Annotated in this window: 16 protein-coding genes; 10 read left to right on the top strand and 6 right to left on the bottom strand. The window is 64.9% G+C overall.

Annotated elements, in window-relative coordinates:
• Positions 1-51: 51 nt before the first annotated feature.
• The 4 genes from DT070_RS02220 to DT070_RS02205 all read left to right on the top strand — a co-directional run bounded on the left by DT070_RS02220 (position 52) and on the right by DT070_RS02205 (position 3543).
• Positions 52-684 (top strand): hypothetical protein, encoded by a 633-nt coding sequence (locus tag DT070_RS02220; RefSeq protein WP_122957204.1) that lies wholly within the window; start codon positions 52-54, stop codon positions 682-684.
• A gap of 142 nt (positions 685-826) precedes the next feature.
• Positions 827-1969 carry a heme A synthase gene (locus DT070_RS02215; RefSeq protein ID WP_122953941.1) on the top strand — a complete coding sequence of 381 codons (1143 nt, stop codon included), beginning with the start codon at positions 827-829 and terminating at the stop codon, positions 1967-1969.
• Positions 1966-2886, top strand: coding sequence for a heme o synthase (cyoE, locus tag DT070_RS02210; RefSeq protein ID WP_122953940.1), 921 nt, complete (start codon positions 1966-1968; stop codon positions 2884-2886). Before DT070_RS02215 ends, cyoE begins: the two co-directional genes overlap by 4 nt.
• Before the next feature lie 90 nt (positions 2887-2976).
• Entirely contained in the window at positions 2977-3543 is a 567-nt protein-coding gene (locus DT070_RS02205) for an SCO family protein (RefSeq protein WP_228778599.1), read from the top strand.
• Between the two features lie 30 nt (positions 3544-3573).
• Here DT070_RS02205 and DT070_RS02200 read toward each other — a convergent pair whose 3' ends face one another.
• The 3 genes from DT070_RS02200 to DT070_RS02190 all read right to left on the bottom strand — a co-directional run bounded on the left by DT070_RS02200 (position 3574) and on the right by DT070_RS02190 (position 8036).
• Positions 3574-5256: a 7TM diverse intracellular signaling domain-containing protein gene (locus tag DT070_RS02200; RefSeq protein ID WP_164483704.1), complete on the bottom strand. Its 1683-nt coding sequence runs from the start codon at positions 5254-5256 to the stop codon at positions 3574-3576.
• 320 nt (positions 5257-5576) lie between these two features.
• Positions 5577-6512: an RNA polymerase sigma factor RpoH gene (gene rpoH / locus DT070_RS02195; protein WP_122957203.1), complete on the bottom strand. Its 936-nt coding sequence runs from the start codon at positions 6510-6512 to the stop codon at positions 5577-5579.
• 372 nt (positions 6513-6884) lie between these two features.
• Positions 6885-8036: a cysteine desulfurase family protein gene (locus DT070_RS02190; RefSeq protein ID WP_122953937.1), complete on the bottom strand. Its 1152-nt coding sequence runs from the start codon at positions 8034-8036 to the stop codon at positions 6885-6887.
• A 267-nt stretch (positions 8037-8303) separates the two neighbouring features.
• On the opposite strand from DT070_RS02190, the gene DT070_RS02185 reads away from it, so the two are divergent.
• The gene (locus DT070_RS02185) at positions 8304-9497 is read left to right on the top strand and encodes an MFS transporter (RefSeq protein ID WP_122953936.1); all 1194 of its coding nucleotides are present in this window, start codon (positions 8304-8306) and stop codon (positions 9495-9497) included.
• Positions 9498-9527: 30 nt separating this feature from the next.
• Here the strand turns inward: DT070_RS02185 and DT070_RS02180 are convergent, their stop codons facing one another.
• The 3 genes from DT070_RS02180 to ftsY all read right to left on the bottom strand — a co-directional run bounded on the left by DT070_RS02180 (position 9528) and on the right by ftsY (position 11686).
• Positions 9528-9812: a hypothetical protein gene (locus tag DT070_RS02180; protein WP_122953935.1), complete on the bottom strand. Its 285-nt coding sequence runs from the start codon at positions 9810-9812 to the stop codon at positions 9528-9530.
• 104 nt (positions 9813-9916) lie between these two features.
• A complete protein-coding gene (locus tag DT070_RS02175; RefSeq protein WP_122953934.1) occupies positions 9917-10399 on the bottom strand; it encodes a DUF962 domain-containing protein in 483 nt (160 codons plus the stop codon).
• Between the two features lie 156 nt (positions 10400-10555).
• A complete protein-coding gene (gene ftsY, locus DT070_RS02170) occupies positions 10556-11686 on the bottom strand; it encodes a signal recognition particle-docking protein FtsY (RefSeq protein ID WP_122953933.1) in 1131 nt (376 codons plus the stop codon).
• A 130-nt stretch (positions 11687-11816) separates the two neighbouring features.
• On the opposite strand from ftsY, the gene DT070_RS02165 reads away from it, so the two are divergent.
• The 5 genes from DT070_RS02165 to DT070_RS02145 all read left to right on the top strand — a co-directional run bounded on the left by DT070_RS02165 (position 11817) and on the right by DT070_RS02145 (position 16158).
• Positions 11817-13259 (top strand): pitrilysin family protein, encoded by a 1443-nt coding sequence (locus DT070_RS02165; RefSeq protein ID WP_228778600.1) that lies wholly within the window; start codon positions 11817-11819, stop codon positions 13257-13259.
• Positions 13260-13285: 26 nt separating this feature from the next.
• A complete protein-coding gene (locus DT070_RS02160) occupies positions 13286-14650 on the top strand; it encodes a pitrilysin family protein (RefSeq protein ID WP_122953931.1) in 1365 nt (454 codons plus the stop codon).
• Positions 14647-15300 (top strand): 16S rRNA (guanine(966)-N(2))-methyltransferase RsmD, encoded by a 654-nt coding sequence (rsmD, locus tag DT070_RS02155; RefSeq protein WP_122953930.1) that lies wholly within the window; start codon positions 14647-14649, stop codon positions 15298-15300. The genes DT070_RS02160 and rsmD overlap by 4 nt, the downstream gene beginning before the upstream one ends.
• A 77-nt stretch (positions 15301-15377) precedes the next feature.
• Complete coding sequence (coaD, locus tag DT070_RS02150; RefSeq protein WP_122953929.1) at positions 15378-15887, top strand: pantetheine-phosphate adenylyltransferase; 510 nt, start codon at positions 15378-15380, stop codon at positions 15885-15887.
• 1 nt (position 15888) lies between these two features.
• Complete coding sequence (locus tag DT070_RS02145; protein WP_092132787.1) at positions 15889-16158, top strand: YfhL family 4Fe-4S dicluster ferredoxin; 270 nt, start codon at positions 15889-15891, stop codon at positions 16156-16158.
• Positions 16159-16229: the final 71 nt, after the last annotated feature.

The following is a 16229-nucleotide window of genomic DNA, read 5'->3' as shown; positions in this document are numbered from 1 at the left end:
GCCGCCACGCCTGCCGCGCAAGATCAGCCCCTGGGCCTTACGGTGCATGCCATGCCCGTACTCGACCAGACCAGCACGCGCGCGCCCAGCACCGTCGCCGGCCGCTGGAAGATGCTGGCTGTGCTGCTGGTATGCGCCGCGCCGGTGATCGCGTCGTACTTCACCTATTACGTGATCCGGCCCGAAGGCCGCCGCAATTTCGGCGAGTTGATCGATCCGCAGCGGCCGCTGCCGCCGCTGGCGACGCGCGCACTCGATGGCAAGGCCGGGACCCTGATGGCGTTGAAAGACCAATGGTTGCTGGTCAGCGTGTCGGGCGGCGCCTGCGATGCGAAATGCGAGCAGAACCTGTATTTCCAGCGCCAGCTGCGCGAGTCGCTGGGCAAGGAAAAAGAACGCCTGGACCGCGTCTGGCTGGTGGTGGATGAAGCGCCGGTGCGCGACGCCCTGCTTCCCGCACTGGCTTCGTCGGCCGTTCTGCGCGTGGCGCCCGCCGCGCTGGCGCAGTGGCTGGAGCCCGCCGCCGGCAAGCGCCTCGAAGACCATCTTTACGTCGTCGACCCGATCGGCAACTGGATGATGCGTTTCCCGGCCGACATGGATGCCGCCGCCGCCGCCAAAGCCAAGCGCGATTTGGAGCGCCTTTTACGCGCCTCGAACAGCTGGGACAAGGAAGGCAGGTAATGAAGCCCCCACGGTCGCTCACTGCGTGTAGCTCCCTGCCCCCCGAGGGGGCCGCCCCGCCTGCGGCCCGGCAAAGCCGGTTCCGCGGCTCCTGCTTGGCTGAATATCTTCGGGGCAGTTTGGGCTGCCGCTTGTTCTAATCATGGCCGCGCAAAACCTCTACGACCTGAGCCCCGCCCTGCGCCTGATGATCATGGGCCTGGTGGTGGCGCTGGGGCCATTGGCCTGGGTGTGGGTGCACAACAAGAACGCGCCGGTGGCGCAGCGCTTGCGGGTGCTGACGCTGGTCACGCTCTTTCTCACCTTTGACCTGGTGATCTTCGGCGCCTTCACCCGTTTGACCGACTCCGGCCTGGGCTGCCCTGACTGGCCCGGCTGCTATGGCAGCGCCAGCCCGGTGGGCGCGCAAATGCACATTGAGGCCGCGCAAACCGCCATGCCGACAGGGCCGGTCACACATTCCAAAGCCTGGATTGAAATGATCCACCGCTACCTGGCAACGGGTGTGGGTGTGCTGATCCTCACGCTCGCAATCACCAGCTGGCTGGAGCGCAAACGTACACCGGTCTCGTTCTGGTGGCCTGCGGTCACGCTTGCGTGGGTCTGCCTGCAAGGCGCATTCGGCGCGCTCACCGTCACCATGAAATTGTTCCCCGCCATCGTCACGATGCACCTGTTGGGCGGCCTCGTGCTGCTGGCGCTGTTGCGTGCGCAGGCTGCGCGGTATGCGCAGGCGCAGGGCGCCAGTGCAACGCTGCTTTCCGCCGGCCTGCGCCTGGCCGTGATCGCGGCCTTCGCTTTGCTCTGGATCCAGATTGCGCTGGGCGGCTGGGTCAGCACCAACTATGCCGTGCTGGCCTGCACCGACTTTCCGGCTTGCCAGGGCTCGCTCTGGCCGGCCATGGACTTCAACCAGGGCTTCACGCTGTGGCGCGAGCTGGGTGCGGGCCATGACGGCGCCAACATCAGCTTCGAGGCGCTCACCGCCATTCACTATGTTCACCGCCTGATGGCTTACCTCGTGTTTGCCGTGTTCCTGATGCTGGCTTTGTGCCTGCACCGCGTGCCCGCGTTCCGCGCGTCCGCGCGCTGGCTGGCGGGGCTCATCCTGCTGCAGGCTGTCACCGGCATCAGCAACGCCGTGCTGGGCTGGCCCCTGATTGCTGCGGTCACCCACACGGGCGGGGCTGCGGCGCTGGTGATCGTGCTCAGCGGCGTGGTCTTTTCCAGCCGCGGCCAGGCCCTTGCAGCACATGCGTCAAAATTGACTACCCATTCCCCATGAATCCCAGCACCCCGTCCGCCGCCCCGGCTTCCGCCGCGCCCCACGTTCCGTCGAAGTTCGCGCAGTTCTATGCGCTGACCAAGCCGCGCGTGGTGCAGCTCATCGTGTTCTGCGCGCTCATCGGCATGGTGCTGGCCGTTCCCGGCGTGCCGACCTGGCCCGACGTGCGGCTTGCGCTGATTGCCTGCGCCGGCATCTGGCTGGTGGCCGGCGCCGCTGCGGCTTTCAACTGCCTGGTCGAGCAGCAGATCGACGCCCGCATGCGCCGCACCGCCTGGCGCCCCACGGCCAAGGGCGAGCTCAGCAACCCGCTCACGCTGGCGTTTTCGGCCGCGCTGTGCGCGCTGGGCTCGTGGATTTTGTATGTATGGGTCAACCCGCTCACCATGTGGCTGACCTTTGCCACCTTCATCGGCTACGCGGTGGTCTACACCGTGATCCTCAAACCGATGACGCCGCAGAACATCGTGATCGGCGGCGCTTCGGGCGCCATGCCGCCGGTGCTGGGCTGGGCCGCCATGACGGGCTCAGTCGGGCCCGAGGCGCTCATCCTTTTCCTGATCATCTTCCTCTGGACGCCGCCGCACTTCTGGGCGCTGGCGCTGTACCGCGTTGAAGACTACCGCAAGTCCGGCCTGCCCATGCTGCCCGTCACGCACGGCAACGAGTTCACGCGCCTGCAGGTGTTTCTCTACACGCTGGTGCTGTTCCCCGCCTGCCTCATGCCCTTCATCTTCAAGATGAGCGGCTGGCTTTACCTGGTGGCCGCTGTCGCGCTCAGCATCGGCTTCAGCTGGTACGGCTTTCGCCTTTGGCGCAATTACTCCGATGTGCTGGCGCGCAAGACCTTCCGCTTCTCGCTGATTCATCTCTCGGTGCTGTTCGCGGCGCTGCTGCTTGACCACTACCTTGTCTAGGCCTTCTTCATGACATCTCGCGCAACACTTCCATCTTCTCCCGGCCGGCGGTCTGCTATTAAAAGTATAGCTAAAGGTGCAGCAGTGGCAATGGCTGCAGCCACTTTTGGCTTCTTATCCGGTTGCGCACCCGACAAACCCCAGTTCAAAAGCATAGACCTCACCGGCGCCGACTACGCGCAAGGTTTTACCCTGGCCGACCACAACGGCCAGGTGCGCACACTGAAAGACTTTGCCGGCAAGGTGGTCGTGGTGTTCTTCGGCTTCACGCAGTGTCCTGACGTATGCCCGACCTCCATGGCCGAGTTGGCCGAAGTCAAAAAACTACTGGGCGCCGACGGCGACAAACTGCAGGCGATCTTCATCACGGTCGACCCGGAGCGCGACACGCCCGAGCTGCTCAAGGCCTACATGGGCAATTTCGATCCGGCCTTTCTCGCGCTGCGCCCCACCATGGCCCAGTTGCCCGAGGTGGCCAAGGACTTCAAGGTGTACTACAAGAAGGTCGACGGCAAGACGCCCGGCAGCTACACCATGGACCATTCCGCCGGCAGCTATATCTATGACGGCCAGGGCCGCGTGCGCCTGTACAACCGCTATGGCAGCGGCGCCGAATCGCTGGCCTCCGACATCCGCCTGCTGCTGAAGAACTCCTGATCGCAGCGCAGGCGCGCGCGCCTGCACCCATCAGAAGTTCACCGTCTTGATGGACTTGCGTGTGTTGGGCGGCATCTCCCGCAGCGAGCCCAGCAGGTAGTGCAGGTGTTCGCTGGCGTCCAGGTGCCGGCTGCAACTCGCATCAGGCACCAGCGCGATCGCCACATGCAGCTTCAGGTGCGAGCCCACCGGCAGCAAATCCGAAGGCTGCAACGCCCGCGCCACCAGCTGCGTGGCCGCCGCCACGGCTTGCGCCGCGGTCACCGGGCCTTCGATCAACAACGCAAATTCACTGTCGCCCACACGCGCCGCGATGTCGATGTCGCGCGCCAGCTTGCGCAGGCAGGAGCCTGTCAGCACCAGCGCGTAGTCGGCGATCTGCCGGCCGTGCTCCTTGGCAAACCAGCCGTGGTTGGACAGGTCCACCATCAGCAGCGCCGAGCGGTGCTTGTAGCGGTTGGACCGCAGCAGCGCATCGTGCAGCCGCTCTTCAAAGGTGTGCAGGTTGGTCAGGCCTGTCAGCGGCTCGGTTTGCGTCAGCGCCGCGGCGCGCGCGCGGGCTTCGCGGCGCTGCGCGGCGCGCCGCAGCAGGCCGTAAAAAAGCAAGGGCGTTTCCAGCGCGGCGCCCAGCGTCAGCCCGTATTGCGTGAGAAAGCTGACGGGAATCAGCCCCAGGTTGCGCAGGATGGGAAACGGCGCCGTCACGATGACCGGCACAAACCCCAGCGCGATCCAGCGCATGGTGGCGTCGCCACGTTGCCACGCGATGAACACCATCACGCAGACAACCGCCATCGCCACGACGATGAGCGCCGTGATCGCGATAAAACTCGCGCGCGTCGGAAAGAACGCATCCACCGCCGCCGCCACCGCCAGCGCGATCATCAGTTTCATCGACAGCCAGTCCAGCACGGCCGAGAACTGCCGCGGCCGCGTCACCACGCGTGAAAACCAGATGCCGCTGCAGGCCGCCAGCACCGGCAGCAAAAATGACGACAGGTCGTTCCACCCCGCAAAGTCGGGCCAGAGGTATTGCCCGCCTATGCCCAGCAGGCCGGCCTGCGCCGCCGCCAGTGCGGCGATGTAGACGGCGTAGGCTGCAAAACTCCGGTCACTGAACGCCACGGCATACGCGGCGGCCACCAGCGCCATCAGCACCGCCAGGCCGAAGTAGGCGCCCAGCAGGAATTGCTCCTGCATGCGCTGCGCCAGCAGAGCCGGGTGGCTGTAGATAAAGATGGGCGCTGAAAACGGCGTGCGCGCATGCTCGACGCGGATGAAATACGTGACAGGCCGCGTCTGCTCGGTGTCCAGGTCAAAGACCGGAAAGCGGTCGGGGCGCGGCCAGCGGTTCACCGGCATCCTGTCACCGGCTTTTTGCTCGACCCAGTTGCCGACGGCGTCGCGGTAATGCAGGCTCACGGCGTCGACGCCGGCGCTGCTGACTTCCAGCGACCAGCGCTGCTGCAGATCCGGCTGCATCGCGTTAAAGCGTATCCACAGCACCTGACCGTCCAGCAGGACGGTGTGGCCTGCCGGGCGCATGGCAAAGGGAAGGTCGTACTCCCAGGCCTCCACCTGCTCGGCAACCGCCCGGCCGGTGGTGTCGACCCAGTACTGGCTGTGTTCGGCCAGCTCGATCTGGCCGTCGGGTGCGTTGAGCTGCAGCACCGGCAGCCGGGCGTCGGCGCTGTGTTGAGTCCACCCCGGCATGGCCACTCCCAGCAGGTACGCCGCCAACATCCCCCGGACGCAACCCGCGGGGAGGAGCGAGCGCATGAACCGCTGAACACGCCTGAACTGGCCTGAAAGCGCGTTGAAGATCAGCACAAATTCATTGTGCGACCAGGCGTAACCAAATGCGTTTTTTAATTTGCATTGGTGCGCGCGCGCAACTGCAATTTAGTGCAGCAAATCACGCTGCAGGCCTGTCCGTAGCGCCGAAAGTGCTGTCACGCAAAACGCGCCCACAAAAAAGCCCGCACGTTTGACGGTGCGGGCTTCGTGAAGAAGGCTTCCTGCCTGAAAGCGCTTTACGCGTAAGCCGCCAGCACCTTCTTCATTTTTTTCATGGCCGCCACTTCGATTTGGCGGATGCGCTCGGCGCTCACCTTGTATTCGGCCGCCAGGTCATGCAGCGTCATGCCGCCTGAACCGTCGTCGTTCACCTTGAGCCAGCGCTCTTCCACGATGCGGCGCGAGCGCGGGTCCAGGTCTTCCAGCGCGGCGGTAATGCCGTCGGAGGCCAGGTTGTCGCGCTGGCGCGATTCCATCAGCGCGGTCGGCTCCTGCGTGGCGTCGGCCAGGTAGGCGATCGGGCCGAAGGCGTCTTCGCCGTCGTCGCTCGGGCTCGGGTCCAGCAGCACGTCACCGCCCGACATGCGCTGCTCCATCTCAATGACTTCCTCGCGCTTGACGTTCAGCGTCTTCGCCATGGAATCGATCTGGCCTTCAGTCAGCGTGTCGCGGTGCGTCGCCACATCGGCGTCGTCCTTGAAACCCTGCTTCATCGAGCGCAGGTTGAAAAACAGCTTGCGCTGGGCCTTGGTCGTGGCGACCTTGACCATACGCCAGTTTTTCAGGATGTACTCATGGATCTCGGCCTTGATCCAGTGCATGGCGTAGCTCACCAGGCGCACATTCTGGTCCGGGTCGAAGCGTTTGACCGCCTTCATCAGGCCGATGTTGCCTTCCTGGATCAGGTCGCCGTGGGGCAGGCCATAACCCAGGTATTTGCGCGAAATCGACACGACCAGGCGCAAGTGAGAGAGCACTAACTTACCGGCTGAATCAAGGTCGTTGTTTTCCTTGAGGTTTTTGGCAAATTCCTGCTCCTGCTCCAAAGTGAGCATGGGAAGGCGATTCACGGCGGAAATGTACGCGTCCAGGTTACCGAGTGGCGGAACCAGCGACCAAGGGTTGACGGCTGCCACGGCGCCGGCTTGGGGTGCGGCGACGGCAGCCGTCAGCGATTGGGGGGAAAGAGCATATGACACTGCAGAACTCCTTTTCTCTAGTGCTAAATATTAGCACTCTGTTAGAGAGAGTGCTAAACAATAGGTTCAATGACTCGGATAGCGCGAGGCTAATACGTAGAAACCCTTGCTTTTCAGTATGACTGCGGCGGCCGGCATTTGGTTCAGCCTTTGGGGTGTCCGGGATGTAAACGCGGGTAATGACGTGATTCGGCCCGGTTTGTCGGGGCTGGAAAATCGCGAAAAATCGGCATTTCGCTATATTTTTGATAGCTAAAGGCCAATGTACTGTATGGGCCAGAGCCCGATTTGGCTCTGAATTTGACGGGAGCCCAGGGCGCCGGCCTGGCGGCTAGCGGCTAGCGGCTAGTGGCGGGAAAAGGTCTTGAGCACCCGCTCAAAGGACGCGATAGCCTGGTCGATGTCGTCGTCGGTGGTGGCCCAGCCGACGCTCAGGCGGAAGCTGGCGTCAATTTTGTCCCGGGGCAGCCCGATGGCTTTGAGGACATGGCTGCCGCCGCTGCCGGTGCAGGCGGAGCCCGCAGAAAAATGCAGCTCCGGCGCCCGGCGCATCAGCATCAGCGCGGGGATGCCCATAAAGCCGCCGTTGAGGTTGTTGCACAGCGTGCCGGCAGCGCGGCTGTTGGTGAAGAAAGGGCCCAGCTGCCTGAGCGCCCCGGCCAACCGGTCGCGCAGCCGGCGCATCCTGCTGATTTCCTCGTCCATGGTTTCGCCCAGGACCAGCGCGGCTGCGGCCAGGCCTGCGCACAGCGCCAGCGGGGTGGTGCCGGCGCGCAGGCCTTGTTCCTGGCCGCCGCCGACCAGCAGCGGCTCCAGCCGCTCAAAGGCCTCGCCTGCGCACATCAGCCCGCCAATGCCCTGGGGCCCGCCGAACTTGTGGGCCGTGAAGGTCAGGTAGTCGGCGCCCAGCGTGGCAAAGTCGATGGCGATTTTCCCGATGGCCTGGGCCGCATCGGTGTGAAACCGTGCGCCGGCGCTTTGGCAGAGCGCGCTGATTTCGCGGATGGGCTGGAGCGTGCCGATCTCGTTGTTGGTGGCCATGACCGAGACCAGAGTCGCGCCGTCGGCCAGTGCGCGCCGCACGGCCTCCAGCTCGACGACGCCTTCGGGCGTGACCGGCAGGATGGAGACCCTGGCGCCCATCCGGCGGGCGCGTTCGGCGCTTTCGAGCACACATTTGTGTTCTATCGCGGAGACAGCCAGGTGCGCGTGCCGGCGCCGCCCTTCGGACGACATCACGAGGTTGTTGCTCTCCGTTGCGCCGCTGGTAAACAGCAGGGTGTCGGCGCGCCCGCCCACCAGCGATGCGGCGGTCTCGCGGAACAGGTTGAGGTAGTGCCTGGAAAGCCGGCCCCTTTCGTTGGCGCCGGCGTTGGCGTTGCCGAAGTGGTCGCTCATGAAATGCATGACAGCCTGGACGGCCTCGGGCCTGGGACGGTCGGTCGCCTGGTGGTCCAGGTAGATGCCGTCTGCGTGTAAGCGTGGGCTGAGCCTCAAGCGCCAGTGCGCACTCGGCGCATTCTTTTGATCAAATCGGCCTAAATCCCATGTGTAGCATGGTTCTTATGCTATTAAATTAATAGCATAAGACGTGCAAACCACGCGGCGAACACTCAACTCATTATTGCAATAGAGAAATAAAGAAGTGCAGTAGCACTACTTTATTGAATGAGGCGTAACTCCTAAAGTTGGCGCTCCTCAGGCCCAAGCCGCGCAAGCCGCGCTTTGAGCCTCCCAAAACCAACTTTGATTGCCCGGACTTCCATGCCGTTTGCCCTTCTCCCCATCCTGCTGCTTTCTGCCGCCGGTTTCACGGTGCTCACCACCGAATTCCTGATCGTCGGCCTGTTGCCGGCCATGGCGCTGGACCTGCGCGTGACGATTGCGCAAGCCGGCCTGCTGGTCACGCTGTTTGCCTTTACCGTGGCCGCCGCCGGCCCGCCGCTCACGGCCTGGCTGTCGGGGGTGGAGCGCAAGCGGCTGTTTGTGGGCGTGCTGGTGGTCATCGGCTTTGCCAATGCGCTGGCCGCCGTCGCGCCCAACATCGGCGTGATGGCGATTGCGCGTTTTATCCCCGCGCTGATCCTGCCGGTGTTCTGGGCGCTGGCCAGCGACACCGCTGTGCAATTGACCGGCCCGGCGCGCGCCGGCAAGGCGATTTCCATGATCGCCTTCGGCATCGTGGCGGCCACCGTGCTGGGCATTCCCATCGGCACGTTGATCTCCGACGCCTTCGGCTGGCGCAATGCCTTCGCCGCGCTGTCGCTGGTGGCGTTTGCCAAGGCCATGCTGCTGCTGTTTTTCCTGCCGCGCATCGCATTGCCCGCCAAGCCGGCATCCATGCGCAGCCAGCTGCGCATCCTGCGCGACCCCATCATCGTGGGCCATGTGTTGCTGTCGGTGCTGGTGTTCACCGGCATGTTCACCGCCTACACCTACCTGGCCGACATCCTGGGCCGGCTGGCCGGCATCCCGAGCGCACATGTGGGCTGGTGGCTGATGGGCTTTGGCGCGGTGGGCCTGCTGGGCAATTCGCTGGGCGGGCGCGTGGTCGATCGCAGCCCGCTGGGGGCTACGCTGTTTTTTAGTGTGATCGTGGCGCTGGCCATGGCGGCCATCCTGCCCGCCTTGTCGTCGCAGTGGGGGCTGGCGGTGGCGCTCGGCGCCTGGGGCATCGCGCAGGCGGCGCTGCTCATCGTCTGCCATGTGCGCGTGATGAAGTCGGCGCCTGAGGCACAGGCCTTTGCGGCCTCGCTCAATATTTCCGGCGCCAATGTGGGCATAGGCCTGGGCGCGCTGATCGGCGGGCGCGTCATCGACGGCTGGGGCCTGGCCTCGGTAGGCGGTGTTGCGGCGGGGGTGGTGGTCCTGGCGATGGTGGCCGCATTGCTGCTGCTGTTCGCCGTCGCATCGGCCCGTTCGCGCCGTGCGGCGGGCGCCGCCTGCGCCCGCTCATGAGGGCACGCGCAGGCGTGAGGGCTTAAGGATTTAAGGCAGGCGCTTGTCGTCGCGAACTTCGCGTACTTCAACGTCCACCACATCGCCTGTACGGGGATTGGCGGCATTGCCCTGGCCCGGCCACATGCCTTGCGGCGAATAGCGCTGGAACCGGCCAAACACCACCGCAGGGGCAGGCTTGCGGCCGGTGATCAATGACTTCAGCACGCTCAGCACCACCACAATCAGCGCCGCGGCCAAAAGGCTGAGGGCAAACACGGCGGCGAAAACGCCCAGCACGAGTTTGAGGAAGAAACGCAGAATTTTGCTGATCAAGCGGGGCGCCTTTGAAAAGGTTTAAACCTCATAAATGGAGGCGAAGGGCGGGTTTTCAAGCTGCATGAAGACTGGATGAATCACCAGCCAAATCACCCGGCAACTTACCAGCGGATGTGCAGCTTTTCAAACAGTTTGCTCAGCACAAACAGCGGCCCGACCCAGAGGTACTGGATGTCTTCGAAAAACGAAGGCTTCTTGCCTTCGATCTTGTGGCCGATGAACTGCAAGATCCAGGCGCCGACAAAAATCGCGATGCACACCGGCAGCACCAGCGGGCCCATGGCAAAGATCACGCCGATAAAGGCTAGTGACAGCACGGCCATGGTGATCAAAAACACCACCGACAGCCGGGCGTAATACACCATGCTGGCAGCGATAAAGGCATAGGCCACATAGGGGTGCAGCGCAAACATCATGCCGACCAGGCTCAGCATGATGAGCGGGATGGCGATGAAGTGGATCAACTCGTTGCGCGGGTTCTGGTGGCTTTCGCCGTAATGGGCCAGCAGGATGTCGACCCGGCGCTCGCCGCCGACCGGGGCCGAAGGCGTAGAGGGGGTGGAAGAGTCGGTGGTTGTGGTCATGGCGTGCCTCCTGTGGGCCGGCTCCAGGAGCGGGGGGGGGCCGGCGGGTTCACCAATGACTTTAATACAGCGGCCGGTTTGCGCAAGGCCTTGTCTTAGGGTGTTTCCCCTTGTTTGCTGTCGCTTGTGCAACAGCCGGCGGCCTGGGCGGAACGCTCAGGCCAGCAGCGCCTGGGCAAATTCGCGTGCGCTGAAGGTTTCCAGGTCTTCGAGCTTTTCACCCACGCCGATAAAGTACACCGGCACGGGCCGCAAGCCGGGCGACGCCAGCGAGCGCTCACGTGCCCAAAGGGCGATGGCCGCCAGCACGCCGCCCTTGGCGGTGCCGTCCAGTTTGGTGACGATGAGGCCGGTGAGCTGAAGTGCCTCGTCAAAGGCCTTGACCTGGGTGAGCGCGTTCTGGCCGGTGTTGCCGTCAATGACCAGAAGAATCTCGTGAGGCGCCGTTGCGTCAGCTTTCTGCACCACCCGTTTGATTTTTCGCAGCTCTTCCATCAGGTGCAGTTGCGTGGGCAGCCGGCCGGCGGTGTCGACGAGCACGACGTCCTTGCCGCGCGCCTTGCCGGCGCTCACGGCGTCAAAGCTCACCGCGGCCGGATCGCCCCCTTCCTGGCTGACGATCTCCACCGTGTTGCGGTCGGCCCAGACGCTGAGCTGCTCGCGCGCCGCGGCGCGAAAGGTGTCGGCCGCCGCCAGCAGCACCGAGGCGCCCTCGCTGGCGAGGTGGCGCGTGAGTTTGCCGATGGAGGTGGTTTTGCCGGCGCCGTTCACGCCCGTCACCATGATCACGGTAGGCTGGTACTGGCCTATCACCAGGGCTTGCTCCAGCGGCTTGAGCAGGTACGCGATGGAATCGACCAGCGCGTTCTTCACGGCGACCGGGTGCGTCATGCCGCCTTCCTTGACGCGGCGTTTCACGTCGGCCAGCAGGTGTTCTGTGGCCTTGGAGCCGGCATCCGCCATCAGCAGCGCGGTTTCCAGGTCCTCATACAGGGCATCGTCGATGCGGCTGCCGGTGAACACGGTCGAGATGCTGGAGCCGGTTTTGCGCAGGCCGTCCTGCAGCTTGCTGAGCCAGCGCTCGCGCTCGGGCGGCGCGGCGCCGGGGACTGGAATCGCAATGGGTGTGACGAGCGCGCTGCCGATCAGGCCGCCGCTGGGGGCCGGCGCAGGCGCGGCCGGGGCGGTGGCAGGGGCCGTCGCGGGGGCCGTCGCAGGTGCCGTCGCAGGTGCCGTAGAAGGCGCAGCCGCGGGAGGGGGGGATTTTTTCTTGAAAAAACTGAACATTGGGTATGCTTGTGGAGTCCTAGTGGTTTGCTGCACCTTGCAGTGCCAGCGTACGGCGCCACACAGCTATTCTATGAAACACCCCAGGCAAGCCCTTTTGACGCTCCCAGTACCCCTTCCCCCTTCTTTTATGCGGCTTTCCCGGTTTTCACGGGCCCCGCTCGCCTTGCTGGCCTTGTGCTTCGGTGCAGCCGCGTTGGCGCAGGCGCCCGTCCTGAAGCCCGAGGTCGAGCAGTTCACGCTCGCCAACGGCCTCACGGTCATCGTCAAACCCGACCACCGCGCGCCCACGGCGGTGCACATGCTGTGGGTGCGCGTCGGCGCGATGGACGAGGTCGACGGCACCTCGGGCGTGGCGCACGCGCTGGAGCACATGATGTTCAAGGGCACGCCGACGGTCAAACCCGGTGACTTTTCCAAGCGCGTGGCCGCGCTGGGCGGGCGCGACAACGCCTTCACCAGCCGCGACGCCACCGGCTACCACCAGCAGATTCCGGCCGGCAAGCTCGAGGATGTGATGCGGCTGGAAGCGGACCGCTTTGCCAACATGCAGTGGCCCGACGACGAGTTCAAGCGCGAAATCGAAGTGGTGAAAGAAGAGCGGCGCCTGCGCACCGAAGACTCGCCGCGCGCCATACTGTACGAACAGGCCACGGCCATGACCTTCCTGGCCTCGCCCTACCGCCGCCCCATCGTCGGCTGGATGAGCGACCTGGACGCCATGACGCCGGCCGACGTGCGCGAGTTTTACCGTCGCTGGTATGTGCCGGCCAACGCGGCCGTGGTGGTGGCCGGCGATGTGACGGTCGCGCAGGTCAAAACGCTCGCCGCAAAATACTACGGCGGCATCCCCGCCCGACCGGTGCCCGTGCGCAAGCCGCGCACCGAGCCCGAGCAGGACGGCCAGCGCCGCCTCGACTACAAGGCGCCGGCCAGCCAGGCCTATGTGGGCATGTCGTTCAAGGTGCCCAAGCTGGAGCCCGGTGATCTCGCGGATCCGGTCGCCGGCGCACCGGACTCGCCGACGGCGGCGGGCAGCCGCGACGCGCTGGCCCTGACCGTGCTGGCAGCCGTGCTTGACGGCTATGGTGGTGCGCGCCTGGAGCGTGCCCTGGGGCAGGGCGACGACAGGGTGTCCGACGGCGCCGGAGCCTCCAACGGGTTGATAGGCCGCGGGCCGCAGCTGTTTGTGCTTGACGGCGTCCCCGCGGACGGCAAGACCACGCAGCAGGTGGCAGAGGCCTTGCGCCGCGAAGTCGCCCTGATCGCGCGCGAAGGCGTGAGCGAGGCGGAACTCAGGCGCGTCAAGACCCAGTGGGTGGCCAGCGAAACCTACAAGCTCGACTCCGTGTTCAGCCAGGCGCGCGAGCTGGGCTCCAACTGGATACTGGGCCAGCCGCTGGACGGCAGTGCGCGCGTGATTGCCGGGCTGCGTCGCGTGACCGCCGCCGAAGTGCAGGCGGTCGCCGCCAAATACTTCGGCGACGACCAGATGACCACCGCCACGCTGCTGCCGCAGCCCGTAGATCCCAACCGAAAACCGCGCAAACCGGCCGTCACCATCCGGCATTGACACCTGAACGAACGGCCTGAATTTCCATGATGATTGCTATTAAAAAGAGAGCTACAAGCCTAATACTGGCTTTGGCTACAGGCATTTTTTGCTTGAATTTCCAGGCGGGCGCCCTGGCCGCCATCCCGATCCAGCACTGGACTCAGGCCGGCGGTGCGCAGGTCTACCTGGTCGAAAGCCCGGCCATTGCCATGGTGGACGTGCAGATTGATTTCGACGCCGGCACCCGGCGCGACCCGGCCGCCCAGGCGGGCCTGGCGAGCATGGTCGCGATCATGCTGGACAAAGGCCTGGAGGCCAAAAATGGTGCGCCGGCCATGGACGAGAACACGCTCAGCGAGGCCTGGGCCGATCTGGGCGCGCAGTTCGGCGCCAGCGCCACCGGTGAGCGCCTGGGTTTTTCGCTCCGGTCGCTGACCGACCCCGAGCTGCTCGACAAGGCCGTGGCGCTCGCGGCCCGCCAGATCGCGGAGCCGTCCTTCCCGGGCGCCATCTGGCAGCGAGAACGCGAGCGCATGGTGGCCTCGCTCAAGGAGTCCTACACCCGGCCCGGCAGCATCATTGCCCGCGCCTACGCGAAGGCGGTGTACGGCACGCATCCCTACGGCTATGAGGTGACCGAGGCCACGCTGTCGCGCATCAGCATCGCCGACATGCGCGCCTTCCATACCGCAGGCGTGGTGGCCTGCCGCGCGCGTATCAGCATGGTGGGTGCGGTGACGCGCGCGCAGGCCGATGCGATCGCGGCGCGCCTGCTGTCGCGCTTGCCGCAGGTGCCTTGCGCCGGACTGCCGTCCATGCCGCAGGTGCCCGAAGTGGCGCCGCTGGCCCAAGCCGAGGAAAAACGCATTCCCTTTGATTCGGCGCAGGCCCATGTGCTCATGGGCCAGCCCGGCTTCAAGCGCGACGACCCGGACTACTTTCCCCTGACCGTCGGCAACTACATCCTGGGCGGCGGCGGTTTTGTCTCGCGCCTGACGCTGGAAGTGCGTGAAAAGCGGGGGCTGACTTACGGTGTCTACAGCTATTTCTCGCCCGGCCTGCATGCCGGCAGCTTCACCGTGGGCCTGCAGACGCGGCCCGACCAGGCCGGGCAGGCCGTGACGCTGGTGCGCGATGTGGTCAAGGACTTTGTCACCCAGGGCCCCACCGAGACCGAACTGAAGGCCGCCAAAGACAATCTCATAGGCGGCTTTGCGCTGCGCATCGACAGCAACCGCAAACTGCTCGACAACATCGCCAGCATCGCCTGGAACGGCCTGCCGCTGGACTACCTGGACACCTGGACGCAGCAGGTCGACAAGGTCACGGTGGCCGACATCAAGGCCGCTTTTGCGCGCAAGCTGCAACCCGAAAAAATGGTCACTGTCATTCTGGGCGCCGCGCCATGAAATACACCCCCGCGTCATCCCCCGCGCCCGCCAAAACCGCGGCCAAACCCAAAGGCGGCAAGGTGGTGGGCCGCAAGACCGTTCCGCCCGGCGAGATCCGCATCATCGGCGGGCTGTACAAGCGCACCAAGCTGCCGGTGCCCAGCAAGCCCGGCCTTCGCCCCACGCCCGACCGCGTGCGCGAAACGCTCTTTAACTGGCTGGGCCAGGACCTGACGGGCTGGCGCTGCATTGACGTGTTTGCCGGCACCGGCGCGCTGGGCTTTGAGGCCGCCTCGCGTGGCGCCGCCGACGTGCTGCTGTGCGAGCAGGACCCGGCCCTGGCGCTGCAGCTCAAGGCGGTGCAGGCCAAGCTCAAGGCCGATATGTGCCGCATCGAGCGCGGCGACGGCCTGAGTGCCCTCAAACGCGTATCGCCAGGCAGCCTGCAGCTGGTGCTGCTGGATCCGCCCTTTGAGTCGGCGCTGTTCGAATCCACCCTCAAAGCCGCAGCCCAGGCCATAGGCCCGACCGGCGTGGTCTACCTGGAGGCGCCCAAGCCCTGGAGCGACGAAGAACTGGCGCCGCTGGGCCTGCAGGTGCACCGCAGCGGCAAGGCCGGGGCGGTGCATTTCCATTTGCTGGCCGGGCTGGGCGCGCTAGAGGGCTAAACCTGCCAGCCTTGCCTGCCTCGTGGTTACAGCGGCCCCACGATGGGAAAAAGGGCAGGGCGGGCATAATTCCCACTATGGCTACCCCTCGCATCGCTGTTTATTCCGGCACGTTTGACCCCTTCACACTGGGCCATGACGACGTGGTGCGCCGCGCGGCGGGGCTCTTCGACCAGCTGGTTATCGCGGTGGCCATGGCCCATCACAAGAAAACCCTCTTCACGCTGAACGAGCGCGTGGCGCAGGTGCAGGCCGCCACGCAGGGCATCGCCGGCGTGAAGGTGCTGCCGTTTGACGGCTTGGTCGTCGATTTTTGCGCGGCACAAAAGGCAACGGCCGTGGTGCGCGGCATTCGCAATATCACCGACTTTGACTACGAAGCGCAAATGGCGGCGATGAACCGCAAGCTGCGCCCCGAAGTCGAAACCGTGTTTTTGCTGCCCGACGCGCCGCTGCAATGCATCAGCAGCACGCTGGTGCGTGAGATCAGCAAACTGGGCGGCGATGTCGGCCAGATGGTGAGCCCGGCGGTGGCGTCCGCCCTGGCGGCGGCGCACAAAGCAGGTCAAACCGGCAAAGGGGGCTGACATGGCCCTGATGATCACCGACGAGTGCATCAACTGCGACGTCTGCGAACCCGAATGCCCCAACCAGGCGATTTACCTGGGCAAGGAAATCTACGAGATCGACCCGCACAAATGCACTGAATGCGTCGGCCATTTTGATGAGCCGCAGTGCGTACAGGTCTGCCCGGTGGCCTGCATTCCGCTGAACCCGCAGCACATTGAAACGCGGGAAACGCTTTGGGAAAAGTACCAGCGCCTGCAAACCGTCATCCCGGTGATAGCGGCCCGGTAGTTATTGGCCAAATCGGCCTCTAGCCTAGACTATACCTGGGCCTATAGCTATCAAAAAGATAGCATAAAGCT

The organism is Polaromonas sp. SP1, assembly GCF_003711205.1.
Classification (GTDB): Bacteria; Pseudomonadota; Gammaproteobacteria; order Burkholderiales; family Burkholderiaceae_C; genus Polaromonas.
This window is presented reverse-complemented; position numbering and strand designations above follow the sequence as displayed.

Excerpts from the sequence above, each read along its gene's own strand:
- DT070_RS02200 (WP_164483704.1), bottom strand. The coding sequence starts at position 5,256 with ATGCCGGGGTGGACTCAACACAGCGCCGACGCCCGGCTGCCGGTGCTG.
- DT070_RS02160 (WP_122953931.1), top strand. The coding sequence starts at position 13,286 with ATGATGATTGCTATTAAAAAGAGAGCTACAAGCCTAATACTGGCTTTG.
- DT070_RS02185 (WP_122953936.1), top strand. The coding sequence starts at position 8,304 with ATGCCGTTTGCCCTTCTCCCCATCCTGCTGCTTTCTGCCGCCGGTTTC.
- DT070_RS02215 (WP_122953941.1), top strand. The coding sequence starts at position 827 with ATGGCCGCGCAAAACCTCTACGACCTGAGCCCCGCCCTGCGCCTGATG.
- DT070_RS02145 (WP_092132787.1), top strand. The coding sequence starts at position 15,889 with ATGGCCCTGATGATCACCGACGAGTGCATCAACTGCGACGTCTGCGAA.
- ftsY (WP_122953933.1), bottom strand. The coding sequence starts at position 11,686 with ATGTTCAGTTTTTTCAAGAAAAAATCCCCCCCTCCCGCGGCTGCGCCT.
- cyoE (WP_122953940.1), top strand. The coding sequence starts at position 1,966 with ATGAATCCCAGCACCCCGTCCGCCGCCCCGGCTTCCGCCGCGCCCCAC.
- DT070_RS02165 (WP_228778600.1), top strand. The coding sequence starts at position 11,817 with ATGCGGCTTTCCCGGTTTTCACGGGCCCCGCTCGCCTTGCTGGCCTTG.
- DT070_RS02220 (WP_122957204.1), top strand. The coding sequence starts at position 52 with ATGCCCGTACTCGACCAGACCAGCACGCGCGCGCCCAGCACCGTCGCC.
- DT070_RS02175 (WP_122953934.1), bottom strand. The coding sequence starts at position 10,399 with ATGACCACAACCACCGACTCTTCCACCCCCTCTACGCCTTCGGCCCCG.
- DT070_RS02205 (WP_228778599.1), top strand. The coding sequence starts at position 2,977 with ATGGCTGCAGCCACTTTTGGCTTCTTATCCGGTTGCGCACCCGACAAA.
- rsmD (WP_122953930.1), top strand. The coding sequence starts at position 14,647 with ATGAAATACACCCCCGCGTCATCCCCCGCGCCCGCCAAAACCGCGGCC.
- coaD (WP_122953929.1), top strand. The coding sequence starts at position 15,378 with ATGGCTACCCCTCGCATCGCTGTTTATTCCGGCACGTTTGACCCCTTC.